This window comes from Stenotrophomonas aracearum (assembly GCF_031834615.1).
GTDB lineage: Bacteria > Pseudomonadota > Gammaproteobacteria > Xanthomonadales > Xanthomonadaceae > Stenotrophomonas > Stenotrophomonas aracearum.
Genome location: NZ_CP115543.1, coordinates 1,017,936 through 1,031,949 on the forward strand (window position 1 = coordinate 1,017,936; position 14,014 = coordinate 1,031,949).

At 67.4% G+C, this 14,014-nt stretch carries 14 protein-coding genes and 1 tRNA gene; 8 read left to right on the forward strand and 7 right to left on the reverse strand.

The window, feature by feature from the left end; all coding sequences use genetic code 11:
- Nucleotides 1-118: 118 nt before the first annotated feature.
- Together PDM28_RS04750 and PDM28_RS04755 are read right to left on the reverse strand one after the other, a co-directional pair.
- Nucleotides 119-1,594: a DUF6538 domain-containing protein gene (locus tag PDM28_RS04750; protein WP_311183978.1), complete on the reverse strand. Its 1,476-nt coding sequence runs from the start codon at nt 1,592-1,594 to the stop codon at nt 119-121.
- A gap of 85 nt (nt 1,595-1,679) precedes the next feature.
- Nucleotides 1,680-1,772 (reverse strand) — tRNA-Ser (locus PDM28_RS04755).
- 133 nt (nt 1,773-1,905) lie between these two features.
- Here PDM28_RS04755 and dnaX point away from each other — a divergent pair.
- From dnaX to PDM28_RS04775, 4 genes are read left to right on the forward strand one after another with little or no spacing between them, the layout of a single operon-like run.
- Entirely contained in the window at nt 1,906-3,852 is a 1,947-nt protein-coding gene (gene dnaX / locus PDM28_RS04760) for a DNA polymerase III subunit gamma/tau (RefSeq protein ID WP_311183979.1), read from the forward strand.
- A 6-nt stretch (nt 3,853-3,858) separates the two neighbouring features.
- Entirely contained in the window at nt 3,859-4,179 is a 321-nt protein-coding gene (locus PDM28_RS04765) for a YbaB/EbfC family nucleoid-associated protein (RefSeq protein ID WP_068849611.1), read from the forward strand.
- A gap of 2 nt (nt 4,180-4,181) precedes the next feature.
- Nucleotides 4,182-4,778, forward strand: coding sequence for a recombination mediator RecR (gene recR / locus PDM28_RS04770; RefSeq protein ID WP_311183980.1), 597 nt, complete (start codon nt 4,182-4,184; stop codon nt 4,776-4,778).
- Nucleotides 4,779-4,789: 11 nt separating this feature from the next.
- Nucleotides 4,790-5,140 (forward strand): histidine triad nucleotide-binding protein, encoded by a 351-nt coding sequence (locus tag PDM28_RS04775; RefSeq protein ID WP_311183981.1) that lies wholly within the window; start codon nt 4,790-4,792, stop codon nt 5,138-5,140.
- Between the two features lie 41 nt (nt 5,141-5,181).
- Here the strand turns inward: PDM28_RS04775 and PDM28_RS04780 are convergent, their stop codons facing one another.
- Genes PDM28_RS04780 through PDM28_RS04795 form a run of 4 tightly spaced genes read right to left on the reverse strand, consistent with a single transcriptional unit; the run spans nt 5,182 to nt 9,567 of the window.
- Entirely contained in the window at nt 5,182-5,706 is a 525-nt protein-coding gene (locus PDM28_RS04780; protein WP_311183982.1) for a Slp family lipoprotein, read from the reverse strand.
- Complete coding sequence (locus PDM28_RS04785) at nt 5,703-7,649, reverse strand: transglutaminase TgpA family protein (RefSeq protein WP_311183983.1); 1,947 nt, start codon at nt 7,647-7,649, stop codon at nt 5,703-5,705. The genes PDM28_RS04780 and PDM28_RS04785 overlap by 4 nt, the downstream gene beginning before the upstream one ends.
- Complete coding sequence (locus PDM28_RS04790) at nt 7,642-8,589, reverse strand: DUF58 domain-containing protein (RefSeq protein ID WP_102944273.1); 948 nt, start codon at nt 8,587-8,589, stop codon at nt 7,642-7,644. The genes PDM28_RS04785 and PDM28_RS04790 overlap by 8 nt, the downstream gene beginning before the upstream one ends.
- Nucleotides 8,590-8,613: 24 nt before the next feature.
- A complete protein-coding gene (locus tag PDM28_RS04795) occupies nt 8,614-9,567 on the reverse strand; it encodes an AAA family ATPase (protein WP_311183984.1) in 954 nt (317 codons plus the stop codon).
- 40 nt (nt 9,568-9,607) lie between these two features.
- On the opposite strand from PDM28_RS04795, the gene PDM28_RS04800 reads away from it, so the two are divergent.
- A complete protein-coding gene (locus tag PDM28_RS04800) occupies nt 9,608-11,449 on the forward strand; it encodes a glycosyltransferase family 39 protein (protein ID WP_311183985.1) in 1,842 nt (613 codons plus the stop codon).
- A gap of 6 nt (nt 11,450-11,455) precedes the next feature.
- Here the strand turns inward: PDM28_RS04800 and PDM28_RS04805 are convergent, their stop codons facing one another.
- On the reverse strand, nt 11,456-12,028 hold the full coding sequence (locus PDM28_RS04805) for a Maf family protein (protein ID WP_311183986.1): 573 nt from the start codon (nt 12,026-12,028) through the stop codon (nt 11,456-11,458).
- 82 nt (nt 12,029-12,110) lie between these two features.
- On the opposite strand from PDM28_RS04805, the gene PDM28_RS04810 reads away from it, so the two are divergent.
- The 3 genes from PDM28_RS04810 to PDM28_RS04820 all read left to right on the forward strand — a co-directional run bounded on the left by PDM28_RS04810 (nt 12,111) and on the right by PDM28_RS04820 (nt 13,966).
- The gene (locus PDM28_RS04810; protein ID WP_311183987.1) at nt 12,111-12,620 is read left to right on the forward strand and encodes a YceD family protein; all 510 of its coding nucleotides are present in this window, start codon (nt 12,111-12,113) and stop codon (nt 12,618-12,620) included.
- Between the two features lie 115 nt (nt 12,621-12,735).
- Nucleotides 12,736-12,933, forward strand: a complete 198-nt coding sequence (rpmF, locus tag PDM28_RS04815) for a 50S ribosomal protein L32 (protein ID WP_070207941.1) — start codon at nt 12,736-12,738, stop codon at nt 12,931-12,933.
- A gap of 55 nt (nt 12,934-12,988) precedes the next feature.
- Nucleotides 12,989-13,966 carry a beta-ketoacyl-ACP synthase III gene (locus PDM28_RS04820; protein WP_311183988.1) on the forward strand — a complete coding sequence of 326 codons (978 nt, stop codon included), beginning with the start codon at nt 12,989-12,991 and terminating at the stop codon, nt 13,964-13,966.
- Nucleotides 13,967-14,014 lie beyond the last annotated feature (48 nt).

The following is a 14,014-nucleotide window of genomic DNA, read 5'->3' on the forward strand; positions in this document are numbered from 1 at the left end:
CGGCCGGCTGCCCGCAAAAACCCCTCTAAGCCGCTTCGCCGTCCCATACAACCTCCTAGTTACGAGCACTCGAATTGACTAATAGTTCACTCGTTGCCGCTGGGTATTCTCGCTGAATCTAGACGCTCAGAAGGCTCCTCAGGACAGGCAGGTTCAGTCCATACGACAGCACTGACAGACCGGGCGAAACGTCCTTGAGCCCTTGCAGCTTTTCCCGTGCCGTGAAGCTGCGGCTGTAAGTCGCATGGTGCTCGTCGTCCAGTTCATGGCCCACCAGTTGGGCCCGGAGTTCGGAGACCACGCCAGCGCCTTGAAGCTCCTGAATCAGTGTTTTCCTGAGAGAATGGAAGCCCCTTTTTGCCTCCGGCCAGTTGGCCCCGACCTTTTCCAGGTGCCGGCCAAAGGCCTTGGTGATCCAGTTGCCTGCCCCGTTTTTTGCGTTCGCCTTCGCGGCAGGGAAGAGCCTTGGGGCCTTGTCGGCGCGCAGGGTGTCCACCCAATCCAAGAATCCCAGCTCGATGAGGTCCGGATGCACGGGGATCGTGCGCAGGCTGACCTCGGTCTTCACCTTTTGATGTTCGCCCTCGTCAGAAATCCTAATGCAGGGCAGGCCCTCCACCGCGAAAACGTCCTCGACCAGGAGCTGGCCGACCTCTGAGGCCCGGGCACCCGTGTAGAGACCCAGCAGCGAGGCCCAGCGGGCGGACAATGCCAGCTCCTCAAACGCGGCCGGCGCAAACAATGCTTGGATCTGGTGGGCATCGTAGGCCTTGAAGCCAAACTTCTTCCGAGCGCGCTTTTCCCGGGTCGAATAGGTGACGTGGCCGGAAGCCGGGTTGTCGCCCTTGGGGTAGTGGCCGGAGGCCATCGCCCACTCGAAAAACCCGCCCTTGCCCCCGATATAGGACTGTTTATTGGTAAGGGTGGGGGTGGCTGCGCCGCCATCTCGCATGAACTGATACCAGCGGGCTAAGTCGGACCTGGTCAGTGAGTGCAGCTTGCTCTTGTCGCCCAGGAAGGACACCAGCGCCTCGATGGCGGTCTTCTTGATGGTGTAGGTCTTGGGCAGGCAGCCGGGTTGGATGCTGGCCAGCCACCCGTCGCGAGCCTTGCCCAGGGTGATGGTCTCCACGGCAGGCTTGGTTACCCGACGGGCCACCGGCATGGGCGGCACGCCCTCGTGGATCAACTCGCTCAGCGCACTGGGCTGGGAGGCCGAAAGCTCCATCATCTGCCGGTAGAGCGTCACGTCCTCGGGGGTATCGATTTGCCAATGCTCAGTCACCGTCCCGTCGGCTGCCTTGGTCCGGTTCAACGTTAGCTTTTGGAGCGGGTCACAACCGGTCAGGCGATCTAGAAGCGCTCCAATGTCTTCGTCCTTCGTTCCCATGCGTTGTTCCCTCAACACGTCGAAGGCTTGAGCATAACGCGCAGCCAGGCCGAGGGCGCGCAGCTGGGCCACGGCCAGCTCGGACGTGCGAAGGGTGCGTTTGAAGATGCGTCGGCCAATCATGGCCTGAAGATCGGTGGGGACCCGTTGCCGGAACGACCAGAGCCCAGTGGGTGAGCGAACAAGATGGTGTGGGATGCGCATCGTGAGATGTGTCCCGATTTGTGTCCTGCATCCGGTCACCCCAGAAAAGCAAAACCCCCTGAAAAATCAGGGGGTTTGCGTTGTCTGGCGGAGAGAGGGGGATTCGAACCCCCGAAGCGCGGTTTAGACGCTTACACACTTTCCAGGCGTGCTCCTTCAACCACTCGGACACCTCTCCGGACCTGCTGCGAACCCGCTGCAGGGGCGCAGATTCTAGCCGGGGAACGTGCGATGCACAAGCACCTTCACGCAGGGGCAGGGGGGCTGGACAGGCGTGGCACAATGGACGTCCCGATGAAGACGGTGGCCTGATGTCCTATCTCGTCCTTGCCCGCAAGTGGCGTCCGAAGCGTTTTGCCGAGCTGGTGGGCCAGGAACACGTGGTCCGTGCGCTCAGCAATGCGCTGGACAGCGGCCGGGTGCACCATGCGTTCCTGTTTACCGGCACCCGCGGGGTCGGCAAGACCACCATCGCGCGTATTTTCGCCAAGTCGCTGAACTGCGAGCAGGGCACCAGCGCCGACCCGTGCGGCCAGTGCCCGGCCTGCCTGGATATCGACTCCGGGCGCTATATCGACCTGCTGGAAATCGACGCCGCGTCCAATACCGGCGTGGACGATGTCCGTGAGGTGATCGAAAACGCCCAGTACATGCCCTCGCGCGGCAAGTACAAGGTCTACCTGATCGACGAAGTGCACATGCTCTCCAAGGCGGCATTCAATGCGCTGCTGAAGACGCTGGAAGAGCCGCCGGAACACGTGAAGTTCCTGCTGGCCACCACCGACCCGCAGAAGCTGCCGGTGACGGTGCTGTCGCGCTGCCTGCAGTTCAACCTGAAGCGCCTGGACGAGGACCAGATCCAGGGCCAGATGACCCGCATTCTCACCGCGGAAGAGATCGAGTCCGATCCGACCGCGATCGTGCAGCTGGCCAAGGCCGCCGACGGCAGCCTGCGCGACGGCCTGTCGCTGCTGGACCAGGCCATCGCCTATGCCGGCGGCGCGCTGCGTGAAGACGTGGTGCGGGCCATGCTGGGCACGGTCGACCGTACCCAGGTGGCGGCGATGCTGGACGCGCTGGCCGACGGCGACGGCGTACGCCTGCTGCAGGTGGTGGCCGCGCTGGCCGAGTTCTCGCCCGACTGGAGCGGGGTGCTGGAAGCACTGGCCGAGGCCCTTCACCGGATCCAGGTGCAGCAGCTGGTGCCGGGCGCGCAGGCCGACGGCGAGGGCATCGATGCTGCCGCCTTTGCCTTGCGCCTGCGCCCGGAAGTGGTCCAGCTCTGGTACCAGATGGCCTTGGGCGGCCGCCGCGACCTGCACCTGGCGCCGAGCCCGCGCGCCGGCTTTGAAATGGCGGTGCTGCGCATGCTCGCGTTCCGCCCGGCCGCCGCCGTGCCGCCGGTGCCGCGTGATCCGGGTGCCGGTACCGACGCGGGCGCCGGCTCGCGCGGGAGCGAGCAGGGCGGCCTCGCCGCTGCGCCGGCTGCCGTGGCGGCGCCAGTCGCTGTGCCTGCACCGGTGGCCGCCGCAGCGCCCGTCGTTGCGCCTGCAATGGCGGTGGCGCCTCTCGCGCCGACCCCTGCACCGGTCGTGCCGAAACCGACACCTGCATCGATGGTCGAAGCGGCCGCCGATGACGACCTGCCGCCGTGGCACCAGGCCGGCGCCGACGAGCGCGACGAGGCCCTGGCGGTGGAACTGGCCTGCCCCGACGCGGCCATGGCCGCGCCCTGGGAAGCGCCGCCGGTTCGACCGGCAGCGCCGGCTCCCGCCGCAGCACCCATGCCGCCGCAGCGCCCGCAGGGTATTTCCCTGACGCCCGCGTCGGCGAGTGCTCCGTCTGCCCCGCAGGGCGGCACGGTCGCCCTGACCTCGGCCGAAACCTGGCTGGAGCTGGTCGCCCAGAGCCAGCTGAATGGTCCCTCCCGGCAGCTCGCCGCGCACGCGGCGTTCGTCGGATTCCAGCACGGTGTCTTGAAACTGGCGGTATCGCCCGGATTTGAGTACCTGTGTTCGGACCGATCGCTGGCGGCCCTGACCGAGGCGCTGTCTGGCCCGCTCGGAACGACCCCGAAGATCGTGATCGAACATGGCAACGCCGAGGCCGAAACGCTGCACCAGCGTTCCGACCGCCAGCGTGGCGAACGACAGCAGGCGGCCGAAGCCGCCTTCATGGCCGACCCGTCGGTGCAGCTGCTGATCCAGCAGCATGGCGCGCGGGTCGTGACCGATTCCATCCGTCCTTTTGAAGAGTAAGACGACATGCGCGGCAACATCGCCCAACTGATGCAGCAGGCCCAGAAGATGCAGGAAAACCTGCAGAAGGCCCAGGAAGAACTCGCCAAGCTGGAAGTCACCGGCACCGCCGGCGGCGGCATGGTCAGCGTGACCCTGACCGGCGCCAAGGAGTGCCGCAAGGTGCGTATCGATCCGTCGATCCTGTCCGATGCGGAAATGACCGAAGACCTGGTGGCGGCCGCGTTCAACGACGCCTCCAACAAGATCGACGCCGAATCCAAGAACCGCATGGGCTCGGCCACCGCCGGCATGCAGCTGCCGCCCGGCATGAAGCTGCCGTTCTAAGCGTGAGCCTGCCCCTGCTCGAGCAGCTGATCGAGGCCTTCCGGGTCCTGCCGGGGGTCGGCCAGAAGACCGCCCAGCGCATGGCCTACCACGTGCTCGAACGCGAGCGCGACGGTGGCCAGAAGCTGGCCGAGGTGCTGGCCAAGGCGATTGAACGCATTGGCCACTGCGCGCAGTGCCGCGACTTCAGCGAAACCGAGGTCTGCGCGGTATGCGCCAATGGCAGCCGCGAACGCCAGCAGCTGTGCGCGGTGGAATCGCCGGCCGACCGCCTGGCGATCGAAACCGCCACCGGCTTCCGCGGTGTCTACTTCGTCCTGCAGGGGCGGTTGTCCCCGCTGGACGGAGTGGGCCCGCGCGAACTCGGGTTGGACCAGCTGGAAGCGAGACTGGGGCAGGGCGAGGTGCAGGAGCTGATCATCGCCACCAGCGCCACCGTTGAAGGCGAGGCGACCGCGCACTACCTAGCGCAGCTGGCCCGCGCCCACAAGGTGCGGCCGAGCCGGCTGGCGCAGGGCCTGCCGCTGGGCGGCGAGCTGGAGTATGTGGATCGCGGCACGTTGTCGCATGCATTCGGTAGCCGTACCGAAGTCGAATGACGAGGGAACTCATGAGCCAGGACACCCTGTTCGGAAAGATCATCCGCCGCGAGATTCCGGCCACCATCGTCTATGAGGACGATGAGGTGCTGGGCTTCAAGGACATCGCGCCGCAGGCGCCGGTGCACGTGCTGTTCATTCCGAAGAACGACGCCATTCCCACCCTCGATGACGTGCAGCCCTCGCAGGCGCACCTGATCGGCAAGCTGGCGATGGCGGCGGCCGAATACGCCCGCTGCGAAGGTTTCGCGCAGGACGGCTACCGCATCGTGATGAACTGTCGCGAACATGCCGGGCAGACGGTGTTCCATATCCACCTGCATCTGTTGGCAGGGGCGCAGCTGGGCCACTTCGGGACCTGAAAAAAAAACGCCGCTGGAAAGCGGCGCTTTTTCTGAATCGTTTACCACCAGCCCCAGCCGCGATAGCCCCAGCCCGGACCCCAACCCGGGCCCCACGGGCCGTACGGGTAGACGGGTACTACATCGACCTGGCGCTGTTCCGGCCACAGGTAGATCACGTCGGCTTCCAGCTTCGGCAGGCGGTAGTCGTAGTCGCCGATGCGGGTGTTTTCGTAGCCGGCGATCTTGCCGATGAAGGTCACGTCACGGCCTTCCTCGAACACGGCCGGGTCGTAGAAGCCGGCGCGGCAGGCCACGAAGCGGCCGTCGCTGGCGTCGTTGGACGAGGTGTTCGGGCGGCCGCTGCCGTTGAGCGGGCGCGACAGCAGCTGGAAGCAGGTCTGGCCCTGGCCCGGCGTGGTTTCGATGATGCGGCCGCCCCAGCGCACCGGCGTACCGACCTGCTGGGTGGCGACCGAATCGCGCGGGCTGACCACGCTGAACTGTCCCTGCAGCGGTTTGGGGGCCGTGGCACAGGCGGCCAGCGCCAGCGACGCGGCAAGGGGAAGCAGGATCTTGACGTTCATGATGTTGCTCCAGTGGACGGGCGATGCCTGTGCAGGTCACGCACGAGAGAAGGGTCGAGCTTTGCGCCAGCGTAGCGCGCCTGAACGAAACGCTGGCTGAGCGAAATCAGCGCCGGGTCGGGGCGCTGCCGGTGGACGCGCTGCGCCCAGTCCGTGGCGGTTTCTGCAGGTTCCCTGGCCAGGTCATGCCGCGCGTAACGCCGCCCCAGCCGGTGCCAGGCCCGCAACAGCGGATCGCGCTCGCGCTCCCCGCGGGCCAGCAGCCATGCCATCCAGCCTAGCGCAGCGCCTGCGAAGGCAATGAAAATGCCGATCAGTTGCGCGGGCTCTAGTTTGTCGACGCCCAGCGGGCGAAGCAGCTGCTGCTGGCGGTTGGCGTCGAACGACAGCACCAGGTCGTTCCAGCCGCGGCGGAGGAAGTCCCCGACCTGTCCCAGTTGCAGCCAGCGGCCTTCGAGGGTCGTGCCGGCGCCGCTGCCCAGGCGGTCTTCCAGGGTGTCGTAGATGCGTTCCGGCGCCACCGCGGCGGTGGGGTCCACCCGCACCCAGCCGCGTTGCGGCAGCCACACTTCGGCCCAGGCGTGCGCGTCCATCCGGCGTACCACGAAGTACCCGCCGTACGGGTTGCGCTGGCCGCCGGCGAAGCCGGTCACCACCCGCGCCGGAATGCCGGCATTGCGCATCAGCACCACGAACGACGAACTGAAGTGCTGGCAGTAGCCGGCCTGCTGGTCGAACAGGAACTCATCCACGCTGTCCCGTCCCGGCGCCTCGGTGGAGAGGGTGTAGGCGAACGTTGAGCGCACCCACTCCAATGCGCGCGACACGATGGCGGCATCGTTGTCGCCCGCATCCTGGCGCCACTGCCGGGCCAGCGCCGCCGTGCGCGGATTGAAGCCGGGCGGCAGCTGCAACGCGACCTGTCGCTGGAAGGTGGTAAGCGGTTCGATGTAGCGGGCCGCCGGCGCCGACTGCAGGCGCCAGCGGGTCAGCGATGAAAGGCTCTGGGTGCTGCGCAGGCTGTAGTCGGCGCCGAGCATGGCGCCGGCCGGCGCGTGCAGCGGCAGGTCCAGTGCCACCAGTTGCCGACGATCGGTGGGTTCGTAGTCGATCTGGTATTCCCACTGCGGCGCCGCGCGGGTCACCGGCGCGGGCGGGCGGCGGTCGCTGTAGGGATCGCGCTCCCAGCGGCGGCCGTCGAAGTGGGTCATTACCGGGCCGCGCCAGTAGCGCTGTTCCGGGGCCGGCACGGCGCCGAAGAAGGTCACCCGCAAGGCAGGTGCATCGTCGGCCATCAGGTCCAGCCACTCCGACGGGTCCATGCTGTCGGACAGGCCGGGCTTGCCCACTGCGCGCTCGGGCAGGCCCCACAACGGCTCGCTGAGGCGCGGGAATAACCAAAATGCGGCGAGCGCCAGCGGCAGGCCCAGCGCGAGCAGTCGGCCGACGCCGCGCAGTTGGCCGCGCAACGGTGCGTTCGGTGCCCCGCCTTCGGCGCGCGCCAGTCGCTGCAGGGTCAGCAGGGTGGCCAGCGCGGCCAGCACGGCCAGGCCCATGGTCAATGGGCCCTGGTCGAGCAGGAACGCCGCAAACGGTGCGAACAGGGCAAAGCCGAGCAGGCTGCGCGCGTCACGCAGGCTGCGCAGTTCGCTGGGCTTGAGCGCCAGCATCGCCGCCAGCAACGCGCAGCCGGTGTCGCGGCCGGGGCGGGCGCCCAGCTGCCAGTACACCGCCGCCAACATGCCCAGGACCAGCAGCACCCGCACCGGTACCGGCAGCACGCGCGGGCCCGAGGCCAGGGCGGTGATCACCGCGACCACGGCGAACACGCCGGCCAGCAGCGGCGGCAACTGCAGCAGCAGCGGGAGCAGGGCCAGTGCCCCGCTGGCCAGGGTCCAGCGCCGGGTGGCAGGCGCGAGCAGGGACGCAGGAAGGTCAGCCATGGGGCATCAGCGCGAGGGCGCGTTGGCAGAGGTGGTGGTGGCTGCTGCCCTGGCCAGGACCCAGTTCGGGCTGGCCCGGCAGCTTCAGGGTGTAGCGGCGGCCTTCGCGTTCGGCCAGGTCGACCCAGCGCGCCAGCCGCGCGATGCGCGCTTCGCCGGGCAGCGGCGCGAGCTGTCGCCAGTCGAGCAGGATGTCCACGCCGACCGGCTTTTCATACTCGCGTACCAGCAGGGTGTCGCGGCGTGCCGAATGTTTCCAGGCGATGCTGCGCGGCGCATCGCCGGCGCGGTACGGGCGCAGCTGGTGCAGCTCATCGCCGCTTGCATGCACGCGCGTGTGCAGGGGATCGCCATCGCCTTGGGGAAGTGGCGGTGCCTGCGTTTCGGGCGCGGCATAGACCAGCAGCGGCGCGTCCGGCCACACCCACGACCACGCGCGCACCAGGCCCAGCGGCTGCGTGGTCGACAGACGGATGCGCTCCAGGTCGAGCCAGCCCCGTCGTTCGGTGGGAAGCGGCAGGTCGACTTCGATCTGGTCGGTATCCACCAGGTGTCCGTAAGCGTCCGCATTACCCAGCGAGACCACCAGGCCACGGCGTGCACGGGTGTCGGCCCGCGACAGGTTGATGCGCAGTCGCATCGTGGCGCCGGCTACCACCGGCTCGGCCGACACCGCGTCGATCTGCAGGCCGGACAACTGCAGGTGCGCACTGAAAGTACTGGCGATGGCCACCGCAGCCAGCAGCAGGGCCAGCAGCAGGGCTGGATTGTTGTTGTAGTTCAACGCACCGAGCAGCATCGCGCCGAGCAGCACGGTGACGAACAGGCCGAAGCGGGTCGGCAGCACGTAGATGCGCCGCCGTCCCAGCCGCTGCGGCAGGCTTTCGGGCAGGCGCGGCCGCGTGAACGCGCGCGCGCTGTCCGACAGTACATGTTTCAGGCGGTCTCCCCAGCCGCTGCGCACTCAGTCCACCGCAACCGTCTGCAGGATGGCGCGGGCCAGTGCCGGTCCGCTGCTGGCCTCTGCTTCGGGCACCAGTCGGTGGCCGGCCACCGCAACGAACAGGGTCTGCACGTCTTCGGGCACCACGTGGCCGCGGCCCAGCAGCAGGGCATGCGCCTTGGCCGCGCGCAGCAGCGCCAGGCCTGCGCGTGGCGACAGACCGACCCGCACGCCGGCATGCTGGCGGCTGCGCGCCAGCAGCGACTGCACGTACTGGATGAGCGCTTCGCTGGCATGCACCTGGTTCACCGCGTCGCGCAATGTACGCACCTGGTTGTCGTCCAGGCAGGCGGTGGCCTGTGCGATCAGGTGGCGGCGGTCGGTGCCGCGCAGCAGTTCGCGTTCGGATTCCGGATTGGGATAGCCCAGCGCCAGCCGCAGCAGGAAGCGGTCCAGCTGCGAGTCGGGCAGCGGGAACGTGCCCGACAGGTCCACCGGATTCTGCGTGGCGATCACGAAGAACGGATCGGGCAGCGGGTGGGTGACGCCGTCCAGGGTGACCTGCTGCTCGGCCATGGCTTCGAGCAGCGCGCTCTGCGTACGGGGCGGTGCGCGGTTGATTTCGTCGGCCAGCAGCACGTGGGTGAAGACCGGGCCGGGGTGGAACTGGAACTGGCGCGTGGTGGCCTCGTAAACCGAGACGCCCAGCACATCCGCGGGCAGCAGGTCCGAGGTGAACTGCACGCGCTGGAAGCCCAGTCCCAGGCTGGAGGCCAGTGCGTGGGCGAGGGTGGTCTTGCCCAGGCCGGGCAGGTCTTCGATCAGCAGGTGGCCGCCGGAGAGCAGCGCAACGAACGCCAGCCGGACTTCATGGGCCTTGCCCAGCACCAGTCCGTTGACCTGGTCCTGTGCATTCTGCAAAGCCTGTCGCAGATCTTCGGGTAGCATGGCGGGCACGCGGGGCGAATTTTCCATGTCCGTCTCGTGTCGATGATTCTTTCGATTCTATAGAGCAATGCAGGGCGAACAACGCGCACGCACAATTTTTCTGGTGTTGTGGACGCTCATCACGGCTGTGAAGCTGGTGGTGGCTGCGCGTCTGCCCTTGTTCGTGGACGAAGCATTCTATTGGCAGGAAGGTCAGCACCTTGCGATGGCCTACTCGGACCTGCCCGGGCTGACCGCGTGGCTGGCGCGCCTGGGCGTGGAGCTCGGTGGCAATCACGTGCTGGCATTGCGCCTGCCGTTCCTGGCGATCGGGGCGATGCTGCCGTGGCTGGTATCGCGCATCGCCACGCGTTGGTTCGGTGCGGTCGCCGGCTGGCAGGCCGGCAGCCTGACCGTGCTGATGCCACTGTCGGCGACGCTGGGCATGCTGGCGGTACCGGATGTGCCGATGGCACTGGCGGCGGTGTTGTGCCTGGACGCCGGCGCGCGGTTGTTGCGCAACGTGGACGCCGCCGCTGCGGTGAAGTTGTCGCTGGGGCTGGTGATCGGCGCGCTCAGCCACTACCGCTTCATCGGCGTGATCGTGGTCGGCTTCATTGCCCTGATGCTGCTTCCGCAGGGACGGCGCACGCTGCGTGATCCGCGCGTGTGGGTGGCGCTGGCGGTGGGCGTGATGGCGTGGCTGCCGCTGGTGGCGTGGAACGCGGACAACCAGGATGCAGGACTCAAATTCCAGGTCGTGGATCGCCATCCCTGGGCCTTCCAGTGGAGCGGGCTGTGGTTCCTGGTGATCCAGCCGATGCTGGTCACCCCCATCCTGTGCATCGCGATGTGGAAAGTGGCGCTGGCCGGCACGCGTCCGGGGGGCGGTGCGCGTGACCAGTGGCGGTACTTCGGCCTGGTGGGGGCGGTATCGACGCTGGCAATCTTCATGCTGGGGTTCTTCACCGACGTCGAACGCATCAGTTTCCACTGGCCGCTGCCGGGTTACCTGGCCCTGCTGGTGGCGGTGCCGGTCGTGCTCAATGGCTGGCCGCGCTGGCTGCGCCGCACCGGCTGGTGGCTGGCCGGTGCCGGGCTGGCGCTGGCCTTCGGTTCCTACCTGGTGGCCTCCAGTCCTGACCTGCGCGCTACGCTGGCCGGCAACAAGTTCTACCCGCGCAATTTCGCAGGCTGGGCACCGCTGGCGGACGAAGTACGCGCCGAGTTGGCCGGCATGCCCGCTGGTACCCGCCTGCTGGCCGGCAATTTCAAGGTCGGCGCGGAACTGGGCTTCCAGTTGCGCGACCCGCGCATCGAAGTGCTGCACCATCCGCTCAACGACAAGCACGGGCGCACCGCGCAGCTGGGCTTGTGGGGCCTGCTGCACGATGGCGAGCGCGACGCACCGATGCTGCTGGTGCTCTCGCCGAGCGACCAGCGCTACCGCGACCTGCTGGAGCGCTACCACGACATCTGCCGGCAGGTCGGTCCGCTGCCGCCGCCGCGCGTGGTCAGCCAGGATCACGGCTACCAGCGCTTCCTGCTGTTCCAGTTGCCGGCCAAGCGGGTCGAAGGCCCCTGCGTTACCCCGGCGATGGCCTGGGTGGATGCGCCCGTGCAGGACGAAGTGGTGGGCGACAGCTTGCAGGTGCGTGGCTGGGCCTTCAAGGATGGGGTGGGGCTCTCGCGCGTGGAACTGCTGATCGACGGCAAGCCGGTCGGCGATGCGGTGTACGGGCGGGCCTACGACATCCGGGCGGCCTGGAAAATATCCACCGACCCGCAGCATCCCAACGTGGCATTCGACGCTACGCTGGACACGCGCCAGCTGGCGCCCGGCCGCCATTGGCTGGGCATGACGCTGTATGGCCGGGACGGCAGCGTGGAGCGGTGGCAGGAACAGTCGTTCACCGTGCCCGCGCGCTGAGCCGGGTCAGGGCAGGGTGTAACCGGCCTGCCGCAGCAGCCCGGACAGCGCGATCAGCGGGAGGCCGACCAGCGCGGTGGGATCGCGATTGTCGATCGCCTCGAACAGGGTGATGCCCAGGCCTTCGCACTTGAAGCTGCCGGCGCAGTCCAGCGGTTGTTCCGCAGCCACGTAGCGGGCGATCTCGTCCGTTGCCAGGGGCCGGAACCGCACCTCGGTCAGGTCGCAGGCCTCCAGCACCTGCCGGTCGCGGACCAGGCAGATCGCGGTGTGGAAGGCCACGGTCTGCCCGGACATGGCCGCCAGCTGTGCATGGGCACCGGCGACGTCGCCCGGCTTGCCCAGCGGGCTCCCATTCAGGTCGGCGACCTGGTCCGAGCCGATTACCCAGCGCCCCGGGTGGCGGGCCGCCACCGCCTCGGCCTTGGCCCGTGCCAGCCGCACCGCCAGGGCGCGCGGCGCTTCGCCGGGGGCCGGGGATTCGTCCACCTCCGGGCGGGCAGTGTCCAGCGGCAGGCCCAGCCGTTCCAGCAGTTCGCGGCGGTAGCGGGAGGTGGAGGCCAGCAGCAGGGGAAGCATGCGACAATACCGGGGCAGCAGGGGTGGGCGAACTCTACGGCATTTGACAACGGCCGATGGCGTCCTTAACATTCAGCGGCTTATGTCCGCGAACGTGCCCGAAACGCTGGATGCCTGGCGGATGGTCGCAGCACGAAGGTGCTTTGACGGTCAGGTAGAACTGGCAAAATTGCCCCGCCTGGAAGGCCTTGTCGCCGATTCCGAAGGAACGTGCAGTTATGCGCTGGAATTCGGCCACGACGAGATCCTCAAGGTATCCTATGTGGACCTGTCGATTGATACCGCGTTGCCGCTGACCTGTCAGCGCAGCCTGCAGCGCTTCCTGCTGCCGGTGTCGATCAAACAGCGGCTTGGCTTGATCCGCAACGAAGACGAAGAGTCGGCGCTGCCGGAAGAGTACGAAGCGCTGCTGGTGCCGGAGGATGGCCAGCTGCGTCCGCTGGACCTGGTCGAGGACGAGTTGGTCCTGGCCGTCCCCGTGGTACCGCTGTCGCCCGAGGGCGAGGCGGTCAACCGGGACTGGGCACCGACCGAAGAAGAACAGAGCAAGGCCAATCCGTTCGCGGCGTTGGCGGCGCTGAAGAAACCCTAGAAACAATTGCAGCCGGAGTGTCGTCGGCGGCTGCGGCGAAAGCGAAGTGTGCTGGGCGCTGGCGTCCTGCGCGACGATACGACGAAGCAAATCGAACCGAGTTTGGAGCAATCCCATGGCTGTGCAGAAATCCCGTGTTACCCCGTCCCGCCGCGGCCAGCGCCGTTCGCATGACGCCCTGAGCGCCAAGCAGCTGTCCACCGACCCGACCACCGGCGAAGTGCATCTGCGTCACCACATCACCGCCGACGGTTTCTACCGTGGCAAGAAGGTGATCGCGACCAAGTCGAACTCGGCCGTCGAAGAAGATTGATTCGTGAGGGCCGCTGTCCGTCGGGCAGCGGCCTTTACCTTTTACAGGAATTGCAATGAGCAAGCGGATCTACTCGAGGATCGCGGGCACCGGTAGTTATTTGCCCGAAAAAGTGTTGACCAACCAGGATCTGGAGAAAATGGTCGACACCAGCGATGAGTGGATCCAGACGCGCACCGGAATCCGTGAGCGGCACATCGCCGCCGATACGGAAACCACCAGCGACCTCGGCTACCACGCCGCGCTGCGTGCGCTGGAAGCGGCCGGCGTCGACGCGTCCCAGCTCGACATGATCGTGGTGGGTACGACCACGCCCGATCTGATCTTCCCCTCCACCGCGTGCCTGATCCAGGCCAAGCTCGGTGCGAGTGGCTGCCCTGCCTTCGACGTCAACGCTGCCTGTTCGGGCTTCGTGTTCGCGTTGGGCGTGGCCGACAAATTCATTCGTTCCGGTGATGCACGCCATGTGCTGGTCATCGGTGCGGAAACCCTGACCCGTATCGTCGACTGGAACGACCGCACCACCTGCGTGCTGTTCGGCGATGGCGCGGGCGCGGTGGTGCTCAAGGCCGACGAAGACACCGGCATCCTGAGCACCCACCTGCATTCGGACGGCAGCAAGAAGGAACTGCTGTGGAACCCGGTCGGCGTCTCGGCCGGCTTCGGCGAGGGCGAGGAAGCCCGCGGCGCGATCCTGATGAAGGGCAACGACGTGTTCAAGTACGCCGTCAAGGCGCTGGACTCGGTCGTCGACGAAACCCTCGACGCCAACGGCCTGGGCAAGGCCGACCTGGACTGGCTGATCCCGCACCAGGCCAACCTGCGCATCATCGAAGCCACCGCCAAGCGGCTGGACATGTCGATGGAGCAGGTGGTGGTCACCGTCGACAAGCATGGCAACACCTCCTCGGCCTCGGTGCCGATGGCGCTGGACGTGGCGGTCCGCTCCGGGCGCGTGCAGCGCGGCCAGCTGCTGCTGCTGGAAGCTTTCGGTGGCGGCTTCACCTGGGGTTCCGCCCTGCTGCGTTATTAATGCGTTAAGCGGTTGTCCCTCTCCGAACGGCCCCGATGGGGCCGTTCT

Coding starts and splice junctions, on each gene's coding strand:
- dnaX (WP_311183979.1), top strand. CDS start 1,906: ATGTCCTATCTCGTCCTTGCCCGCAAGTGGCGTCCGAAGCGTTTTGCC.
- PDM28_RS04750 (WP_311183978.1), bottom strand. CDS start 1,594: ATGCGCATCCCACACCATCTTGTTCGCTCACCCACTGGGCTCTGGTCG.
- PDM28_RS04800 (WP_311183985.1), top strand. CDS start 9,608: ATGCAGGGCGAACAACGCGCACGCACAATTTTTCTGGTGTTGTGGACG.
- PDM28_RS04820 (WP_311183988.1), top strand. CDS start 12,989: ATGAGCAAGCGGATCTACTCGAGGATCGCGGGCACCGGTAGTTATTTG.
- PDM28_RS04780 (WP_311183982.1), bottom strand. CDS start 5,706: ATGAACGTCAAGATCCTGCTTCCCCTTGCCGCGTCGCTGGCGCTGGCC.
- PDM28_RS04775 (WP_311183981.1), top strand. CDS start 4,790: ATGAGCCAGGACACCCTGTTCGGAAAGATCATCCGCCGCGAGATTCCG.
- PDM28_RS04805 (WP_311183986.1), bottom strand. CDS start 12,028: ATGCTTCCCCTGCTGCTGGCCTCCACCTCCCGCTACCGCCGCGAACTG.
- PDM28_RS04785 (WP_311183983.1), bottom strand. CDS start 7,649: ATGGCTGACCTTCCTGCGTCCCTGCTCGCGCCTGCCACCCGGCGCTGG.
- PDM28_RS04810 (WP_311183987.1), top strand. CDS start 12,111: ATGTCCGCGAACGTGCCCGAAACGCTGGATGCCTGGCGGATGGTCGCA.
- PDM28_RS04765 (WP_068849611.1), top strand. CDS start 3,859: ATGCGCGGCAACATCGCCCAACTGATGCAGCAGGCCCAGAAGATGCAG.
- PDM28_RS04795 (WP_311183984.1), bottom strand. CDS start 9,567: ATGGAAAATTCGCCCCGCGTGCCCGCCATGCTACCCGAAGATCTGCGA.
- rpmF (WP_070207941.1), top strand. CDS start 12,736: ATGGCTGTGCAGAAATCCCGTGTTACCCCGTCCCGCCGCGGCCAGCGC.